18 protein-coding genes are annotated in these 16,105 nt (G+C 46.7%); 9 read left to right on the plus strand and 9 right to left on the minus strand.

All coding sequences use genetic code 11. The annotated features are described in order from the left end of the window. Positions 1 to 17: 17 nt before the first annotated feature. From G451_RS0123125 to G451_RS0123135, 3 genes are read left to right on the plus strand one after another with little or no spacing between them, the layout of a single operon-like run. Positions 18 to 884 carry a CheR family methyltransferase gene (locus G451_RS0123125; protein WP_027186103.1) on the plus strand — a complete coding sequence of 289 codons (867 nt, stop codon included), beginning with the start codon at positions 18 to 20 and terminating at the stop codon, positions 882 to 884. Further along, positions 881 to 1,489: a chemotaxis protein CheB gene (locus tag G451_RS0123130; protein WP_034643683.1), complete on the plus strand. Its 609-nt coding sequence runs from the start codon at positions 881 to 883 to the stop codon at positions 1,487 to 1,489. Before G451_RS0123125 ends, G451_RS0123130 begins: the two co-directional genes overlap by 4 nt. Before the next feature lie 11 nt (positions 1,490 to 1,500). Then, a complete protein-coding gene (locus tag G451_RS0123135; protein WP_027186105.1) occupies positions 1,501 to 3,189 on the plus strand; it encodes a response regulator in 1,689 nt (562 codons plus the stop codon). 31 nt (positions 3,190 to 3,220) lie between these two features. On the opposite strand, the gene G451_RS0123140 is transcribed toward G451_RS0123135, so the two are convergent. Continuing rightward, positions 3,221 to 4,207 (minus strand): TAXI family TRAP transporter solute-binding subunit, encoded by a 987-nt coding sequence (locus G451_RS0123140; protein ID WP_027186106.1) that lies wholly within the window; start codon positions 4,205 to 4,207, stop codon positions 3,221 to 3,223. 211 nt (positions 4,208 to 4,418) lie between these two features. On the opposite strand from G451_RS0123140, the gene G451_RS0123145 reads away from it, so the two are divergent. Next, positions 4,419 to 5,111 (plus strand): CBS and ACT domain-containing protein, encoded by a 693-nt coding sequence (locus tag G451_RS0123145; protein WP_027186107.1) that lies wholly within the window; start codon positions 4,419 to 4,421, stop codon positions 5,109 to 5,111. A 38-nt stretch (positions 5,112 to 5,149) separates the two neighbouring features. Here G451_RS0123145 and G451_RS0123150 read toward each other — a convergent pair whose 3' ends face one another. Genes G451_RS0123150 through G451_RS0123160 form a run of 3 tightly spaced genes read right to left on the minus strand, consistent with a single transcriptional unit; the run spans position 5,150 to position 8,386 of the window. After that, on the minus strand, positions 5,150 to 5,920 hold the full coding sequence (locus G451_RS0123150; protein WP_027186108.1) for an exodeoxyribonuclease III: 771 nt from the start codon (positions 5,918 to 5,920) through the stop codon (positions 5,150 to 5,152). After that, on the minus strand, positions 5,917 to 7,668 hold the full coding sequence (locus G451_RS31295; protein ID WP_051261828.1) for a response regulator: 1,752 nt from the start codon (positions 7,666 to 7,668) through the stop codon (positions 5,917 to 5,919). Before G451_RS31295 ends, G451_RS0123150 begins: the two co-directional genes overlap by 4 nt. Before the next feature lie 40 nt (positions 7,669 to 7,708). Next, positions 7,709 to 8,386 (minus strand): metallophosphoesterase, encoded by a 678-nt coding sequence (locus G451_RS0123160; RefSeq protein WP_027186109.1) that lies wholly within the window; start codon positions 8,384 to 8,386, stop codon positions 7,709 to 7,711. A gap of 62 nt (positions 8,387 to 8,448) precedes the next feature. Between G451_RS0123160 and G451_RS0123165 the strand changes: the two genes are divergently transcribed. After that, entirely contained in the window at positions 8,449 to 9,045 is a 597-nt protein-coding gene (locus G451_RS0123165; protein WP_084448737.1) for a 5-formyltetrahydrofolate cyclo-ligase, read from the plus strand. Continuing rightward, positions 9,024 to 9,779, plus strand: coding sequence for a purine nucleoside phosphorylase YfiH/LACC1 family protein (locus tag G451_RS0123170; protein WP_027186111.1), 756 nt, complete (start codon positions 9,024 to 9,026; stop codon positions 9,777 to 9,779). The genes G451_RS0123165 and G451_RS0123170 overlap by 22 nt, the downstream gene beginning before the upstream one ends. Positions 9,780 to 9,824: 45 nt before the next feature. On the opposite strand, the gene G451_RS0123175 is transcribed toward G451_RS0123170, so the two are convergent. The 4 genes from G451_RS0123175 to G451_RS0123190 all read right to left on the minus strand — a co-directional run bounded on the left by G451_RS0123175 (position 9,825) and on the right by G451_RS0123190 (position 13,391). Beyond that, positions 9,825 to 10,271: a flavodoxin gene (locus tag G451_RS0123175; RefSeq protein ID WP_027186112.1), complete on the minus strand. Its 447-nt coding sequence runs from the start codon at positions 10,269 to 10,271 to the stop codon at positions 9,825 to 9,827. Then, on the minus strand, positions 10,268 to 11,707 hold the full coding sequence (locus G451_RS31300; RefSeq protein WP_051261829.1) for an HD domain-containing phosphohydrolase: 1,440 nt from the start codon (positions 11,705 to 11,707) through the stop codon (positions 10,268 to 10,270). Before G451_RS31300 ends, G451_RS0123175 begins: the two co-directional genes overlap by 4 nt. Positions 11,708 to 11,731: 24 nt before the next feature. Beyond that, positions 11,732 to 12,643, minus strand: a complete 912-nt coding sequence (locus G451_RS0123185) for a TIGR01777 family oxidoreductase (protein ID WP_027186113.1) — start codon at positions 12,641 to 12,643, stop codon at positions 11,732 to 11,734. 109 nt (positions 12,644 to 12,752) lie between these two features. Further along, positions 12,753 to 13,391 carry a DUF4390 domain-containing protein gene (locus G451_RS0123190; RefSeq protein ID WP_027186114.1) on the minus strand — a complete coding sequence of 213 codons (639 nt, stop codon included), beginning with the start codon at positions 13,389 to 13,391 and terminating at the stop codon, positions 12,753 to 12,755. Between the two features lie 112 nt (positions 13,392 to 13,503). Between G451_RS0123190 and G451_RS0123195 the strand changes: the two genes are divergently transcribed. Together G451_RS0123195 and G451_RS0123200 are read left to right on the plus strand one after the other, a co-directional pair. After that, complete coding sequence (locus G451_RS0123195; protein ID WP_051261830.1) at positions 13,504 to 14,028, plus strand: 23S rRNA (pseudouridine(1915)-N(3))-methyltransferase RlmH; 525 nt, start codon at positions 13,504 to 13,506, stop codon at positions 14,026 to 14,028. Between the two features lie 30 nt (positions 14,029 to 14,058). Then, positions 14,059 to 14,277, plus strand: a complete 219-nt coding sequence (locus G451_RS0123200) for a hypothetical protein (protein ID WP_027186116.1) — start codon at positions 14,059 to 14,061, stop codon at positions 14,275 to 14,277. Here G451_RS0123200 and G451_RS31305 read toward each other — a convergent pair. Continuing rightward, positions 14,238 to 15,065, minus strand: coding sequence for a 16S rRNA (guanine(527)-N(7))-methyltransferase RsmG (locus G451_RS31305; protein ID WP_051261831.1), 828 nt, complete (start codon positions 15,063 to 15,065; stop codon positions 14,238 to 14,240). The two genes, G451_RS0123200 and G451_RS31305, sit on opposite strands and share 40 nt — an antisense overlap. Before the next feature lie 91 nt (positions 15,066 to 15,156). On the opposite strand from G451_RS31305, the gene G451_RS0123210 reads away from it, so the two are divergent. Further along, on the plus strand, positions 15,157 to 16,098 hold the full coding sequence (locus G451_RS0123210) for an ACP S-malonyltransferase (protein ID WP_027186117.1): 942 nt from the start codon (positions 15,157 to 15,159) through the stop codon (positions 16,096 to 16,098). The last annotated feature ends 7 nt before the right edge of the window (positions 16,099 to 16,105 follow it).

Here is a 16,105-nt window from a genome sequence, read left to right on the forward strand (position 1 = left end):
TATACTGGGAGTAAGGCATGGAGCAGGTCGATATCGAAGACATCGAAGTCCGGCTCTTTCTTGAAGCGACAGCCAATCGTTATGGTTATGATTTTCGAGATTACGCTCGTGCTTCGATTACACGTCGGCTTAGACAGCTTGCTCAACGCACTGGCTGTCAACACATAAGCGAAATGCTCCCACGATTATTATATGATGATTCTTTTTTTCCACTCTTGATTCATGCCTTGTCCATCGGCGTAACGGAAATGTTTCGTGACCCTCCATTTTGGCTTATTATACGTAATGAAATTATTCCGTTGCTAAAAACATATCCATCGGTTCGTATTTGGCATGCTGGTTGTTCCAGTGGAGAAGAAGTTTACTCCCTAGCCATCGTTCTCCGCGAAGAAGGGATCTACGATCGAACAACGATTTTTGCTACAGATTTTAATATGTATGCCTTGGAAAAGGCTCGAGACGCTATTTATGCGCTGAATTCTATTCGTGAACATACAATAAACTACCAGCAAGCCGGCGGTAAATTTTCATTTTCTGAGTATTACCACGCTGAATACACTTCAGCGATTATGGAACGGTCATTGCGCGAGCGGATTACATTTATTCCTCACAATCTCGCAGTCGATCAAGTCTTCGGCGAAATGCATCTCATACTCTGTCGCAATGTCTTGATTTACTTCAATCCTCGTCTTCAACAACGCGTTTTGAGACTTTTTGATGAAAGCCTCGTCAATGGTGGGTTTCTTGCACTCGGCTCCAGAGAGCGACTGTCAGTGCATTCTCTCTCTGAGCACTATACTGTTGTGGATAGAAAATGGCGGGTATATAAGAAAAAATCACAGTATCACCATGTCCTTGAGCCTCTGTATAGGGAGAGATTGTGAAAGAAAAATATCCTGCAGCAATAGTTCTAGGGGCCTCTGCAGGGGGGCCTGAAGCAATATTGTATCTTCTTCGTTCATTACCGAATGAATATCCAGTCCCTATATTCGTTGTTCTCCATATGCATCCAAATCAAAAAGGAAATTTTCCTTCATACTGCAATAAATATTGCTCTCTTAAAGTGAAAGAAGCAGAAGATAAAGAGGTCGTTCTGCCTGGAACGGTGTATATCGCCCCTCCCAATTATCATCTGCTTTTAGAACGTGATCGGACTTTGGCTTTGTCGGTCGACGCACGGGTTAAATTTTCTCGCCCTTCCATTGATGTACTGTTTGAAAGTGCCGCGGATGTCTATAAAAATGAACTTGTTGGAATTATTTTGACAGGGGCTAACGATGATGGAGCAGACGGGCTGAAAAAAATTAAACAGCTCGGAGGGGTCACCATTGTTCAAGATCCAGCAACAGCAGCATTTGCTTCTATGCCCAAAGCGGCTATTAATATCGCACAACCAGATTGCATCTCTTCTCTCGACGAAATAATTATACTTCTGTCTCATCTTTTTGAACAAAAAACCGTTTCGTCACGGTGTCGCGCAGCACAATGAGGAGAACCATCATGGCCGTTTCCCCGAATATCTTGATCGTGGATGATAAAAAAGAAAATCTTATTGCGCTTGAGACGGTGCTTCACTCCATTGATGCGCGGATCATTAAAGCGTTAAGCGGGAATGAGGCGCTGAAACTTACGTTGAATTATGACTTTGCGCTTGCAATTCTTGATGTGCAAATGCCGTTTATGGACGGATACGAATTGGCTTCACTTATACGTCTAGGTGAGAGCACGCAAGATATACCAATAATCTTTCTCTCTGCAGTCTATTTTGATGTTGGACATCAATTTAAAGGATATCAATCCGGAGCTGTCGATTTCATCACCAAGCCATTTAACACAGATATTTTGCTTTCAAAAGTCCGTGTATTTATTGATCTTTACAGAAGAACAAAAGAACTCGCTGAAAGTAAAGTCGAGTTGCAAAAAATTCTTTTTAAACAACAACAACTTAATATGCAGCTCCTGCAAGAAATAGAGGAACGCAAAATCATTGAGGCGGAACTCAAACAATCAAAAGAGTTGGCCGAAGCGGCAACCCACGCCAAGAGCGAATTTCTGGCAACAATGAGTCATGAAATTCGAAATCCACTCAATGGTGTTATGGGGATGCTCCAGCTCTTACGCACTACAGAAATGAATGCAGAGCAATCCAACTATGTGGATATTTCACTTCGCTCTAGTCAAAATCTTCTCCGTCTCTTAAGTGATATTCTCGATATCTCCCGTATTGAAGCAGGCCATGTTGAACTGGTTCGTGAAACATTTTGCCTTTCAGATATTTTGGAAACGATTACGCAAAGTTTTTCGAGTCAGGCCCAAGAAAAAGGAATCGTCTTGGAATCGAAATGCGTTTCGAATATACCGGAGAATCTTGTTGGTGATCCGCTACGTATCCGCCAAGTTTTATTTAATCTTGTTGGTAATGCCATTAAATTTACCGAAACAGGGCATGTTCGAATTGAGATCGTAGCGCCAAAGATTTCGTTGCCCGATGAAAAAATTGCGCTCCGTTTAGTGGTTTCGGATACAGGGATTGGCATCCCTCCCGATAAACTCGACACGATATTTGATCGATTTACTCAGGTCGATAGTTCTTTTACACGGAAGTATTCCGGAGCTGGGCTCGGGTTAGCGATTGTTCATCGCCTTGTTGAAATAATGGGAGGCCACATTACGGTCGAAAGTCAACTTGATGTTGGAACAACCTTCACGGTTGATCTGGAGGTTTATACCGTTTTGCAAGAACAACCTCTTGAGGCTGCGCCTGAAAAATCAGTGACGCGTCCTGTTCAGAGAAATGGGCGTGTTCTTGTGGTGGAAGACGAGCCAACGAACCTTATGACAACCTTGAAAATGCTTGAAAAGCTTGGTTTTGCCGCCGATGGGGCAATAAACGGAAAAGAAGCGATTTCCCAACTGGGCCGAGGGGAATACAACTGCGTGTTAATGGATATCCAAATGCCCATCATGGATGGTCTGGAAGCAACTCGTCAGATTCGTTCGGCTCAAGCTGATTATGCAACCATACCCATCATTGCTTTGACGGCGCATGTCACATCCTGTGACAAACCACGCATTTTCGATGCTGGAATGAACGCCTGTTTAGGGAAACCCGTGGAGATTGATGCACTCAATAACGCTCTTGCTACGTATTTTCCTCATCAAGGCCAGAAAAATGCATCGACGCATTGAATATGGGCAATACTCGGGACAAAAAATACGTTCAGGGCTGAGCTCGGCCCGGAATTGGGAGCCCTATGGATTCGTAGAAACGTTTGGCACCAGGGTGGATTGGAACGATACAACCAAGCAAGGCATCTTCAACAAGCGTCTGAAACGCAGCTTTGTGAGCGATTTCAAGTTGGCGAATTCCTCTGTGACTGTAGATGTCCTGCGTAACACGATAGACAATATCGTCAGGGGTGTCGGCGCGTGCAAATACATAAGTGACAGTCCCAAAACTAGGGACCGACATGATCTGTCCTCGGTATGTTCCTCCAGGAATGGAGGTGGGAGAGTAATATGAATTTGCTCTATAAAATCCACTTTTGCGTGCAGGTCCATCAAGATCAAGCAGGCGGATATCGCGTTTTCGAGTTACATTGACGATTGAAATTGTTGGATATCCATCCATCACCCAAAATGCATCGACTTCGCCATGAGTGAATGCATCAGCCGCTTTGGCATACCCGATTGAGACCGGCGTTATTTTCTTCCACAAGCCAATATGACGCAAAAAACGTTTACATGCCTCTGCATCTCCTGACCCGAGTGTTCCGATGGCAATGCGTTTCCCCGCTAAATCATTGACCGTTTTGATGTTCGAATTTGCATCAACGATGAGTTGAGCAGGGGTGTTATAGAGATAAGCTACTGCACGGGCGTTCTGCGACGACACACCGACAGTTGAGAGTTTTCCATTCCTTGCCATATAGGCGTCAGCCATTGTGATAATACCAAAATTCGCTTTATGCTGTTTAAGCAGTGAGATATTTTCAATAGATCCTTGACTGTTCTCTGCTGTAAAAAAAGTATTTTCATCAATACTTGCAACAACAGACGTTAATGCATCAGCAAAGACTTGAGCAGTACTTCCAATTGGTCCTCCACAAAATACAATCACTCGTGTTTGCTCTGCAAATACAGTTGTCGTCATAAGCAATACAATAGCAAGACAACGGATGATCTGGAAAAATAGTGATGAATACATGGCTATACTCTTTTGATAATTGAAGTTGAATACTGGGCTTCCTTCGCGCAAGAGAAGGAATATCACTCCTGTCTTTCAGGATTTTCTGTTGTCATGCTTGCATATTGTCTTGGCGTGATATAAATTTATATCGGTTGTTTATTGTCAAAAGTTAAAGAAAACATGATGGTTGCGGGGTGTCCGCGTCCGCTGAAAACCAGGAGGATGGGATATGCTTGTGAAAGACTGGATGACGGAAGGACTCTATAATCTCGGGGTCAATGATACGGTGCTTGACGCGGCGGATATGTTACGTCGGAACAATATTCGACAATTACCCGTCATTGATACGACGGGACGTCTCGTCGGCATCGTATCGGATCGAGATATTCGTGATGCTATGCCATCCAAATTCCTGGAAGGTGACGCCACCAAGGCTGAAGCCGGCAAAGGGCTTTTTGACCTCAAGGTCAAAAAAATCATGACGGAAGACCCTATAACCATATCACCTGACTCCACCGTGGACACGGCTGCCAATTTCTTACTCAACAACAAAGTGGGCGGATTACCTGTTATTGATACTCGTGGTGCGCTTGTCGGCATCATTACGGAAACCGATATTTTTAAATACCTGTGTGCTGTTACAGGTGTTTGTCGACAGGGGATTCAACTTGTTTTCAAGTTGGAAGATACACCCGGCGCGGCCATTGATTTGTTGAGTTATTTAAAAGGCGAAGAAATTCGTCTTTCCAGCGTTCTCACCTCCTATGAAAAAGTGGAGTATGGGTATCGTGAAGTGTCGATTCGTGTTCAAAGCACGGGTAAGCATTCACTGGAAACATTGATCACAATGCTCAAGGACAAATATACACTCTTGTATTACATTCAAGACGGCAAAGCAAAAGGACTTGATTCTCCAGAATAAGATACATGCGGGGTAAGATATCTTGCCCCGCATTTTTTCTATGAGGAAAATTCGAGTTCCAACCCCACCGGGCAATGGTCTGATCCCATAATGTCTGCATCAATCCAGGCTCGTTTTACCATATCTTTGAGTTCTTCTGACACAAAGAAATAATCTATACGCCATCCTGCATTACGTTTTCTTGCACCAAATCGATACGTCCACCAAGTGTACTTCCCTTCACCTTGATCGAACATGCGAAACGTGTCGATATAGCCGTGGTCAATAAATTTATCAATCCATGCACGCTCTATAGGAAGGAATCCAGACGTTTCTTCATTTTGTTTTGCGTTCTTCAAGTCGATTTCTTTGTGGGCGGTATTGAAGTCTCCGCAAACAACAATAGGCTTGGAACGACGCAATGATTGTGCATAATCAAGAAATGCATCGTAAAAGCCAAGTTTGTATTCTAAACGATCCGGTCCCATTCCTCCATTGGGGAAATAGATATTAAAATAATAGAATTGTGGATATTCCAAAAGGAGAAGCCGACCTTCTCCTTGGAAGCGTTTGTCTGGAAGTTCCCGAGAAATCGAAAGCGGTTCGTTCTTATAGAAGCACGCGACGCCCGAGTATCCTTTTTTGACGGTTGAACTCAGCCAAACAGGGGAGTATCCGGCAGGTAAGTTTTGATAGTCGGACTCATGTGTTTGTTGAAGCTTCGTTTCTTGAAGGCCGATAACATCAGCACCACATTGGGACAGCCAATCGTAAAATCCTTTTTGAACAACGGCTCGAAAACCGTTGACATTCCAGCAAAGCAATTTCATGTCGTAGTGAGTATGGTAGAGGTTGAATCTGAGAAAGACATAGAGGTATCGAGCATGCTTATAAGCTCGATGAATTTTGATCCGAGGAATGGACAAAATTGTCGTCCAGCCTCCTTTTCAATAATTTCCAACGCTTTAGATATAGGCATCCCCTTACGATAGGGTCTGTCCGATGTCATAGCATCAAACGCATCGGCAATGGCAATAATACGTGCACCAAGAGGAATATCTTCCCCGGAAAGAAACGTCGGATAACCTTTTCCATCCCAACGTTCGTGGTGCAGCATTATTAACGGGATAATGGCTTTGAGTGAGCGGATAGGCTTCAATATTTCTGCACCAATAATGGCATGCCGTTGAATCAACGCGTATTCATCGTCTGAAAGCTTATCCGGTTTGAGCAATACGGCATCCCGAACTCCAATTTTTCCGATATCATGCAAGTTTGCAGCGATCTCGAGATCGGCCAGAGCTTTGTTGTCCAGGCCGACATGTCGAGCCAAGCGCATGCTCAGCTCACAGACCCGCGCACTATGTCCTTGAGTATACCGGTCTCGTGCTTCCAGTGCAGCAACAAGAGATTTCATGCTTTCCAAAGCATATCCGTACTCAAGCTTGTATTGTCGATCCCCTTCTGCAAGAAGTTGCTCCACCACAAGCTGCAACTTCTCGACATCAAAGGGTTTGACAAAATAACGACGCACATCAAGCCGTTCAGCTCGCTTCATGTCGCTTGGGTTATTCCGTGAACTCATCATGAGAATGAAGGAGTGCTCAAGCTCTGGGTGACTCCGGATATTTTCGCAGAGTTCATAGCCATTTTGTACAGGCATTTCTATGTCGGTAATGATAATGTCCGGAACTTCTGTTAATGCTACGGCCAATCCTTGCTGACCGTCATTTGCTGTCAGGACATTGAGCCCGACTTTTAAAAGGGCGTTTCGAATGAGTTCACGACTCAGCTTGCTATCATCCACCACAAGAACTTTATGTGACCGTTTGCGCTCCACGGCATCAAGATGCTCAGAAACTTTATCGGCAAGCATTTCAGGGGAGAAGGATTTAACGAGATAATCATCGGCCCCATAGTTAAACGCCGTATCAACAGCCATGGGATCGTCATTGCTCGAAAGAACAATGACGGGGTGATAATTGCCTGCGGCCTCTTCTTTAATTTTGCGGCATAGCTCCAAGCCACTCATTTTAGGAAGATGAACGCCCGTGAGAATAAGGTTGATCTTATTTTCCTGAAAGAGTTGATAGGCAGACATGCCGTCTGAAGCATAAAGAACTTCGAAGCCGTGTCCCAGTGCCGACTTGACGACATTATGGAGGGTACGGCTTGTATCCGCAAAAAGAACGCGTCGTTTTTCCGGAAAAGATCGAGTCGTCTGCTCTTCAAATCGTTGTTTAAAGTCATCAAGTGCTTTTACCAGACTTTTCCGATCCACATGGATAACCTCATTATTTTCGGGCAGTCTGGACAAACTGGTCGACTGGGCATGAAGTGTAACGATCGGTATATTGAGGCTGGTTCCAGCATCTTGAAGCTGGTTGATGACTTCCTTATAGCTGAAATCAAGGTATTGAGCTTGGAGCAACAGAATGTTGAACTCATTGTTAGCCAACACCGACACAATGTTTTTGATATCAAGAGGAAGAAAGCGATATTGAATGTCACGCGACAAGAAATACTTTGTGAGATATGCTCTATAGAGAGAAATATCTGTAATACAAAGAATGTTCATGTCGTCCTCGAATCGTTTCACTCAAAAGAGCATATTGATATCAACTTTGTCCTACATAGTGAAGATCGGCCGACAGCTGACCGTTATAAAAATTGATACGAGCATATCCTCCATCGGTCGCCATACCTGGATTGACGATGGTCGTGCTACCAATTGTGTCAATATTGGCCGATTCGTGAATATGGCCTGTTAAGCAGACATCAGGACTGACGCGTTCAATAAATTGGCGTACTGCAGAACTTCCCACATGCAAACCGGAGCCGATACAATCAACGAGCGTTCCGAACGGTGGCGTATGGGAGACCAGAAGAAGACGGTCGTTTTTGTCAATGTTTTCGTAGGCGGATTCAAGCCAAGTCTCAATTTGATCTTCCGGTGCTTCGCTTGGCGTTCCGAATGGAGTGGGGGTAGACCAGCCAACTCCGATCAGGCTCAGACCAGGAGTCAGTTGAATGGCATGTCCATGAATGTTGATGCCGTGCTGTGTCAGCACTGCATCAACTGCAGTCGTATCCATATTTCCAATTTGCGCATAAACAACCGGGTTGACGGCACGAACCTGGGAGAATACGGCTTCAGCTTCTGTTGTGCTTCCGCGGTTGGTCAAGTCCCCACTGATGATAATAGCGTTTGCCGCAGAAACATCAGGAATGCGCTTGAGGGGACCAAGATCGGCATGAATATCGCCTATGCCGATAAAAAAAGTATCTTGCAACATACACGCTCCTTAATTGAGGGGCATAATTGCATGCAGCTTCAATCTCACCCCACAGGTGGTATATGCGACATTGCCCAGAAAAGCAAAATCAACGAGCTACCATGCTCAAATCAAGACGCTCGCTTGATGACGACGTGGTTTGTCAGGCGAGCCGAACCATTGCCAAAGAAATAATGGCACTTCCCCATTGGAAACAGGCTCGTCGAATGCTTCTTTACATAGCCGTACGAAACGAAGTTGGTACGATGGACCTCGTGAACGATGCATTGCACCGTGATGTCCAAGTACTGCTTCCACGATGTCGTCCTGATGAGCCCGGTATAATGGATATGGCCTGCATCCATGACATCCATCAACTTCGACCAGGTGCGTATGGAATTCCGGAACCCGATCCTGTTGTTTGTCGACCTCTCCACGATATTTATGTAGACATGGCGCTTATCCCAGGTGTTGCCTTTGATAGGGAGGGGCGACGTCTCGGCTATGGTGGGGGCTATTACGATAGATTGCTCGGGGATCGACATTTTGATAGGTGCTTCCTCATTGGACTTGCTTATGACTTTCAAATTGTTGATGAATTACCATGCGAACCATGGGATAAGCAGGTCGATGCCATTGTGACGGAAAAGGAGGTTATATGGCCGAATACATACAAATAATAAATTTTGCGTTTCCTTTTCTTGGGAACATCAACGTCGCGTTTGGAACGCGGCGTGGGGGGCAGAGCACGGAAAGCTATGGTGGTGCAAATGTCTCGTTCGATGTCAATGATAGTGCTGATCACGTTGCCGCTAATCGAGAAGCAATACGCCAGCAGCTTGGATTTGAGAGGTGGTGTGGGCTTCGTCAAGTGCACGGCGACGATATGATTTTCGAACCTGAAGGCAGACCTACTGATGAGCCGGAATCTTTCACAGCCGACGGCCAAGCAACGTCACTGTCAGGATGCGCGCTCGCAATTAAGACTGCAGATTGCCAACCTATCATGCTTGCGCATACTTCCGGTCAATATATTGCTGCACTGCATGTGGGGTGGCGAGGAAATGTTTTGCGTTTCCCAATCACGGCTGTTGAAAAATTCTGTGAGCACTACTGCATCAAACCGGCTGACCTCATGGCCGTACGTGGCCCAAGCTTAGGCCCTGGAGCTGCAGAATTTAAAAATTTTGAGCGTGAATTCGGATCGGACTTTATTGATTACTTCAATTCTAAGAAGAAAACAGTGGATCTCTGGCGTCTTACCGAAGATCAACTCGTGGCAGCCGGTTTGAAGAGAAATAATATTTTTCGTCTCGATCTCTGTACCTACAGCCTGCCTGACCTCTTCTTTTCGTATAGACAAGCCAAAGAGAGCGGCCGGCAAGTCAGTTTAATATGGATTGCTCCCCAATAATGATCTCCCGGGCAGAGGGGAGGGCAACCCGGGAATATCATTACGTTATAAAGCAGAAACGGCCTTTTGCACCCAGGCAACAATTCTTGCCTCCTCGCCGGTGGGATCGCCGTCAATTTTGAGACTCTCGGCGACAAGGGTTGCGCCGCAATCTCGAGCTTGATCATCGACAGCATCGACGCCTTTACAAAACGAGGTATAGCCGGAATCGCCGCAACCAAAAACGGCAACGCGCTTTCCGCTCAGGGAAAGCCCGACCATGTCTTCATAAAAGGGGAGAAAATCTTCCTGTACCTCGTCTTCGATGGCTCCCCAGGTGGAAACGCCAAGACAGAACAAATCGTAAGGCTCTTCGAAGACGTCAACACCGCGGTTGATCACATTGTCGATATCAACATCCAAACCGCGTTCTTGTAGTGCTGCTTGAACAAATTCGGCGGCCCTTTGGGTATTTCCTGTGGAAGAACCGTAAACAATCAGCGCTTTTTTCATACTGCTTCTCCTGGTGATGGGATAGCGAAACGATCATCATCAAATGAAAAATCGTATTCGTTGAAGAGATGAAGACAGGCGTCGACAATGTCTGCGTCGTAGAGATTTCCTCTGTTTTTGGTGATTTCATCCAATGCAACATGGAGTCCCAAGGCGGCTCGATAGGGACGATGAGATGACATGGCTTCAACCACATCCGCTACGGCAATGACTCGAGCTTCCGGAAGGATATCCGTGCCAAACAATCCGTGAGGATACCCCGTTCCATTGATTCGTTCGTGGTGTTGAAGAACAATCTTGGCAATTTCCCACGGGAAAGGCACATTTTTGAGAATATCGTAGCCCACTTCAGAATGCGATTTCATGATTCCCATTTCCATGCTCGTCAATATCGCAGGCTTGGAAAGAATTTCGGCAGGAACGTAGATTTTGCCGATATCATGTAATCGTCCTGAAATGAGAATCGATTGCAGTTGGTCCTCATCGAACCCCATATATTTGGCAATATGCCATGAAAGTTGCGCGACGCGTTGCTGGTGTCCGGCCGTATACGGATCGCGTTTTTCACTCGTTGCCGCCAGCGCATTGACCGTCTCCTGAAGTGTACGTCGCAATTCACTGACAGATCGGCGTAAGGCTGCTTCGGCATTCTTTCGTTTGGTAATATCCCGAAATACGAGCACGATGCCCATGAACTGATTTTTGGGATCAATAATAGGAGAAACGTTCAGTTCAACCGGAATTGAGCCGGATCCACGAACATTCAGTTTGAGTTCAGACCGTGAAGAGGGGGTTTCGCCGCGTGCGACGTTTAAAACTTCTTGCGTTTCAAGTTGTCCGTTTTTGTCACTGACATTAAAGACATCTGTTAAATTCTTTTCAAAGGCATCAACTTGATTCCAACCAAGAAGCTTTTCCGCCATAGGATTGATGAATTGAATACGGCCGCTGGTATCCGTTGCGACGACGGCTTCGCCAATGCTGCGTAATGTTGTAGACAACCACCGTTCGTTTTGAAGCAGTCGACTTTCGAGACGGTGTTTGTAAATGGCCATCTCAATGGTGGTGTGCAGTTCTCGGTCTTCAAAAGGTTTGATGATATACCCGAATGGTTCACTTATTTTTGCACGGTGTAATGTGACATCGTCGGTAAACGCGGTCAGGTACACAACAGGAATGTCGATATTGTTGCGGAGTTCACACGCTGTGTCGATACCATCCATTTCACCATCAAGCATGATATCCATAAGGACAAGGTCAGGTTTGAGAGACATCGTCATCTCAACAGCTTGTTGTCCCTCAGTTGCCAGGCCTACGACATCATACCCCAAGCTCGTCAGACGGTTTTTAATGTCAAGAGAAACGATGACTTCATCTTCCACGAGCAGAATGCGTCGCTTTGTATGCCCGAGTTCTTGGTGCGGCGATTTTTTCATACGGTCTCTTATGATACGTTTTGATTACGAGACAATGTCGTGTAAGGCCTCTTGAAGTTGAGGGGAGGAAAAATCAAATCCGGCATCAAGAAGTTTTTGCGGAAAAGCATTATTGCCGTGCAAAAGCATCTCAGTTGCCTTTTCTCCCAAAATGGCACGAAGCGCAAAGCCTGGAACCCGAAATAAGGATGGTCGGTGAAGTACCTGCCCAAGAACCTGTGCGAACCGATTCATATCAACCGTGTCCGGGCTCGTCAGGTTGAAAGGGCCACGAGCATTTTCATTTTCCATAAGAAATGCAATTGCACGTATTTCGTCGCGAAGGTGAATCCAGGGAAAACCTTGATGGCCGTTGCCAAAAGGTCCCCCGATAAAGGCTTGGAAAAAAGGAAGAATTTCTTTGAGTGCTCCGCCTTGTCTTCCTAAAACAACCCCGGTGCGGATGATAGCTCGGCGTATGCCGAGATCCTCGGCTAAAGCTGTGCTCTCTTCCCATTGTGCGGCAACGTCGGATAGGAAGCCGGTACCTTTGGGCGTGCTTTCGTCCACGATTTTACCAGGTTGAGCGACGATATTACCGTAATACCCGACTGCCGATGCCTGAATAAGAACGCGAGGAAGATTTTTGGCCTGGTTCAAGGCATGCATCACCGCTTGTCCAGCCTGGAGTCGGCTATCGAGGATGCGCTTCTTCTTCTCCACAGTCCAACGGCCTTCACCTATATTATCGCCCGCCAAGTTTACAATGGCACTGGCTGAATCCACCAATTCACCCCAACCATCAGCCGTCTTTCCATCCCAACGTGCATAAAACACGAGCCTCGTATCGGGCTTGCGTGATCGAGTCAGAATCGTGACCGGGATACCGCGCTTGGTGAGATAACGTGTGAGCGCGGAACCAATAAATCCGGATCCCCCGGCTATAATAACGTGCATATCGGCTCCATCTGCTGAAAGATCGGTGAGCTACGAAAAAAAGAGTAATACGAACATGCTAACTTGTCGATGAAAGCTCACATAAAACGTTATACTGTATATATCTCTCTCAGTATGAGAAATCCAATTTATACGTGGTTGGGCCAAAGGAGTCCAAAGACCAAAAGACTGAAACGTCTCGAACCCAATCGGCTACGTCGTCTTGTTTTAATTTGATAGTTAGTTGTAATGTATACGGTTTCCCTCGTGTCAGCAAAGACCATGGAGCCAAATCGAGTGAAATAAGCCCCCACCCGTTGTAAATGACACCAGCAAGATTTTCGCTTTCAATAGGAGGCCCGTTACCGGGCGGTTCAAGGCGATACCGACCGTCAGACAAACGTTCTAGCCGGCTATAGCGGGATGTTTCAACGATAGATCGATTCCAAAGGTATTCACGCTTTTCCGATAAGCTGGCATCGCAAACAAGTGTCAAATTAACACCGGCATTCAAAAGTCCCTGCAGAGGAGCCAGGTTAGGAAAATCGAGGCCGAAGCGCACATTAATGCGACCTTGGCTATTATTCAGGATGAGGTTGCTTAATGAGATGTCGTCGGCCTGCGCGGGGTGCGGTGCAAAAAGAAACATAGCAAGGATGACACAACGAGCTAATAGACGCATCGCTGGCCAAAGTCGGCATCTGCGGGTTCGCCCAGAACCGCGTCCGAAGGATTGAAGTGAAACGTCATCCGATGCTGTTACGATCATGCAAACTCCGGTATCATGTGGATACTTTGGGGGCATCTCTGGCCTAAACCATGGGCAACACTTTGACAACACCCAAAACCGGCGTATAGAAAAAGGGCTCTTACGAGGCTTTATGCCTGCAACAGACGCATGGCGTCATACCCTTGAATTTCAATTTATTATGCAAACAATCAAGTGTCTTTTTGTCGGAGCACTCAAAGCCGATTATTTCAAAAGTGCATGCGATCATTACCTGACGTCCCTTCGACGCTATGTCAATGTTGATGAGCGGATTATTAAAGACGTGAGTCCTCGTCGTACCGGGAAAAGCGAAGCCAAAAGAATCGCTCTGGAAGGGGAGGCTATCCTGTCCAAAATCGATGAACGCGATTTGCCTGTCTGTCTCGATGTAGCAGGCAAAGTCGTTTCATCTCCCAAGCTGGCATCACTGCTTCAAGGTTGGCTGGAAAATGAAACACGTGTGCCGTGTTTTATCATTGGCGGACCATTCGGTATGGACGCGTCCATTCTGCAAAAAAGTGCTTATCGTCTCAGCCTTGGCCCTATGACTTTTCCTCATGAACTCGCTCGCGTCATACTTTTGGAACAGCTTTATCGTGCATGTACCATTATGCGAAACATTCCTTACCACCATTAGTCGAGACATCACTCATGTCCGGAGAACACCATGATTGAAGAAGCACGCCTTGATGCCATGATCGAATATATGCGTTCCGGCCAGTTGGAAGAAGATTTCAAGTATTCCGCTCCAGATCGACGGGGAGAAATTCTTGATATTCTCGAAAAATTGATGGATGCGGCTGAAATCGCCAATGAAGTCGCAACCCGGTTGATCTTCAAGGATTCTTATCTCGGTACACTGACCGGCATGAATGCCGATACATAGCGTGTATTGCCTACAGCCTCATACTGAGAGGTTCGCAGCAGGCGCACCGTGTCAGGAGCACACTCCTGAGTGACCGCCTCATTGGTCATAACCACGGCAACACCACCAGGGGCAAGAAATTCGCAACTTAAACGCAAAAAATCTGGCCATGGCATAAATGCACGGCTTAAACACAACCCGGCACGTTTGTCGTGTGCCAAGATGGTTTTAAACAGTTGTTCGGTCCGACCACGAAATACTCGGGTTTGAGCAAGCTTAAGACTCGATACGGCCAGTTCGAGAAATACAGCACGTTTTGTGCGGGGTTCAACAAGAACATACTCGCCATGAGGCCAGAAAAGACGCAATGGCACTCCGGGAATACCGGCACCCGCGCCAAGGTCAAGGCTCAGCGTATTCCTGATGTCGGCTTCTGCCCCTAATGCATCAAGAAAGTCAGCCAGGTGCCAGCTATCGGCAACGAGGATAGACAGCATTTCGGGCCATCGTTTCGGGCCGACAAGGTTGATTTTTTTATTCCAGGTTTCAAGCAGGCCAAGATAGGTTGCAAGCCCCCGAGCTTGGTCCGGAGTCAATATACGACCTAATGAGGCTGCCTTTTCCATGACGGTTTGTTCTGTCGCAGCAGGCGAAGCGGTTTTCATGGAGGTATTTGACGTGTGACTCTGGGTTTCGTCAACTGCTCGGGCAGCATGAGATGGAAAAAGAGCGACGTGAGTCGCCCGGACGTTGTATGCTCTCTGTCGATAGGCAAAAAAATCAGCAGCCAGGGTATTTTCTGATTGCACAACTTCTCATGATGCTCTACCAAACCGGCCGGACGAATGTGTATTTTCGTTCCTCTATCTTCTCACTTTTTGCAAAGGAGTCCACCTCATCATGACAGCGCAAGCGCACGTCGTATTGTTTCCCGGTCAAGGGTCGCAGGAAAAGGGCATGGGACGGCCACTGGCTGAATCCTGGTCCGACGCCATGGAACTTTGGCAACGCGCAGAAAAGATTAGCGGTCTTGCTTTGCGTGAAATCTATTGGGACGGCGACGAAAAGGACATGGTGGACACAAGGGCGTTGCAACCAGCGCTCACCGTCGTCAGCCTGGGCTTATGGTACCACCTCAAATCAAAGCTGAACCCTCTGGGGGTATCCGGTCATAGCCTCGGCGAATTTGCAGCTTTGGCTGCTGCCAACGTCCTGGAACCCGATGCCGTGCTCGAACTCGTTTCGGTCCGTGGACAACTCATGGCCGATGCCGAATCCCGTGGCGGTGGGGGAATGGCTGCGGTGCTTAAATTATCGCTGGAGCAGGTGGAAGCGTTGGTGGATGAAGCTGCCAGCGCATCGGATGCCATGCTGAAAATAGCCAATTTCAATTCTCCGGCCCAATTTGTCATTAGCGGTGAAAAAAAGGCTGTTGACGAAGCGGTTTCCCTGGCAAAGAAATATAAAGGGCGAGCGATTCCGCTTGCCGTTAGTGGGGCGTTCCATAGTCCGCTCATGGACGACGCCGCACGTGAATTAGAAAAAGTAATGACTCGATATGATTGGCGTGATCCGGCATTTCCAGTCTATTCTTGCGTTTCTGCAACTGCCGCAAGCGATCCGGCAACACTTCGTGAGCTTATGACACGCCAAATGACATCGTCTGTTCGTTTTATAGAAACAGTTGCAGCGATGTACGATGATGGAGCCCGACGCTTCATTGAGCTTGGCCCTAAAGGCGTTTTGACCAAACTGGCGGCTGCGAACCTGAAAGGGCGAAATGATGAGTTTGAGACCGTGAATATTGCCAATGCCGAAGCTGCCGCGGCGTTTTCGAATTAAACCGGCA

Origin of the sequence: Desulfovibrio inopinatus DSM 10711 (assembly GCF_000429305.1) — a bacterium.
GTDB lineage: Bacteria > Desulfobacterota > Desulfovibrionia > Desulfovibrionales > Desulfovibrionaceae > Alteridesulfovibrio > Alteridesulfovibrio inopinatus.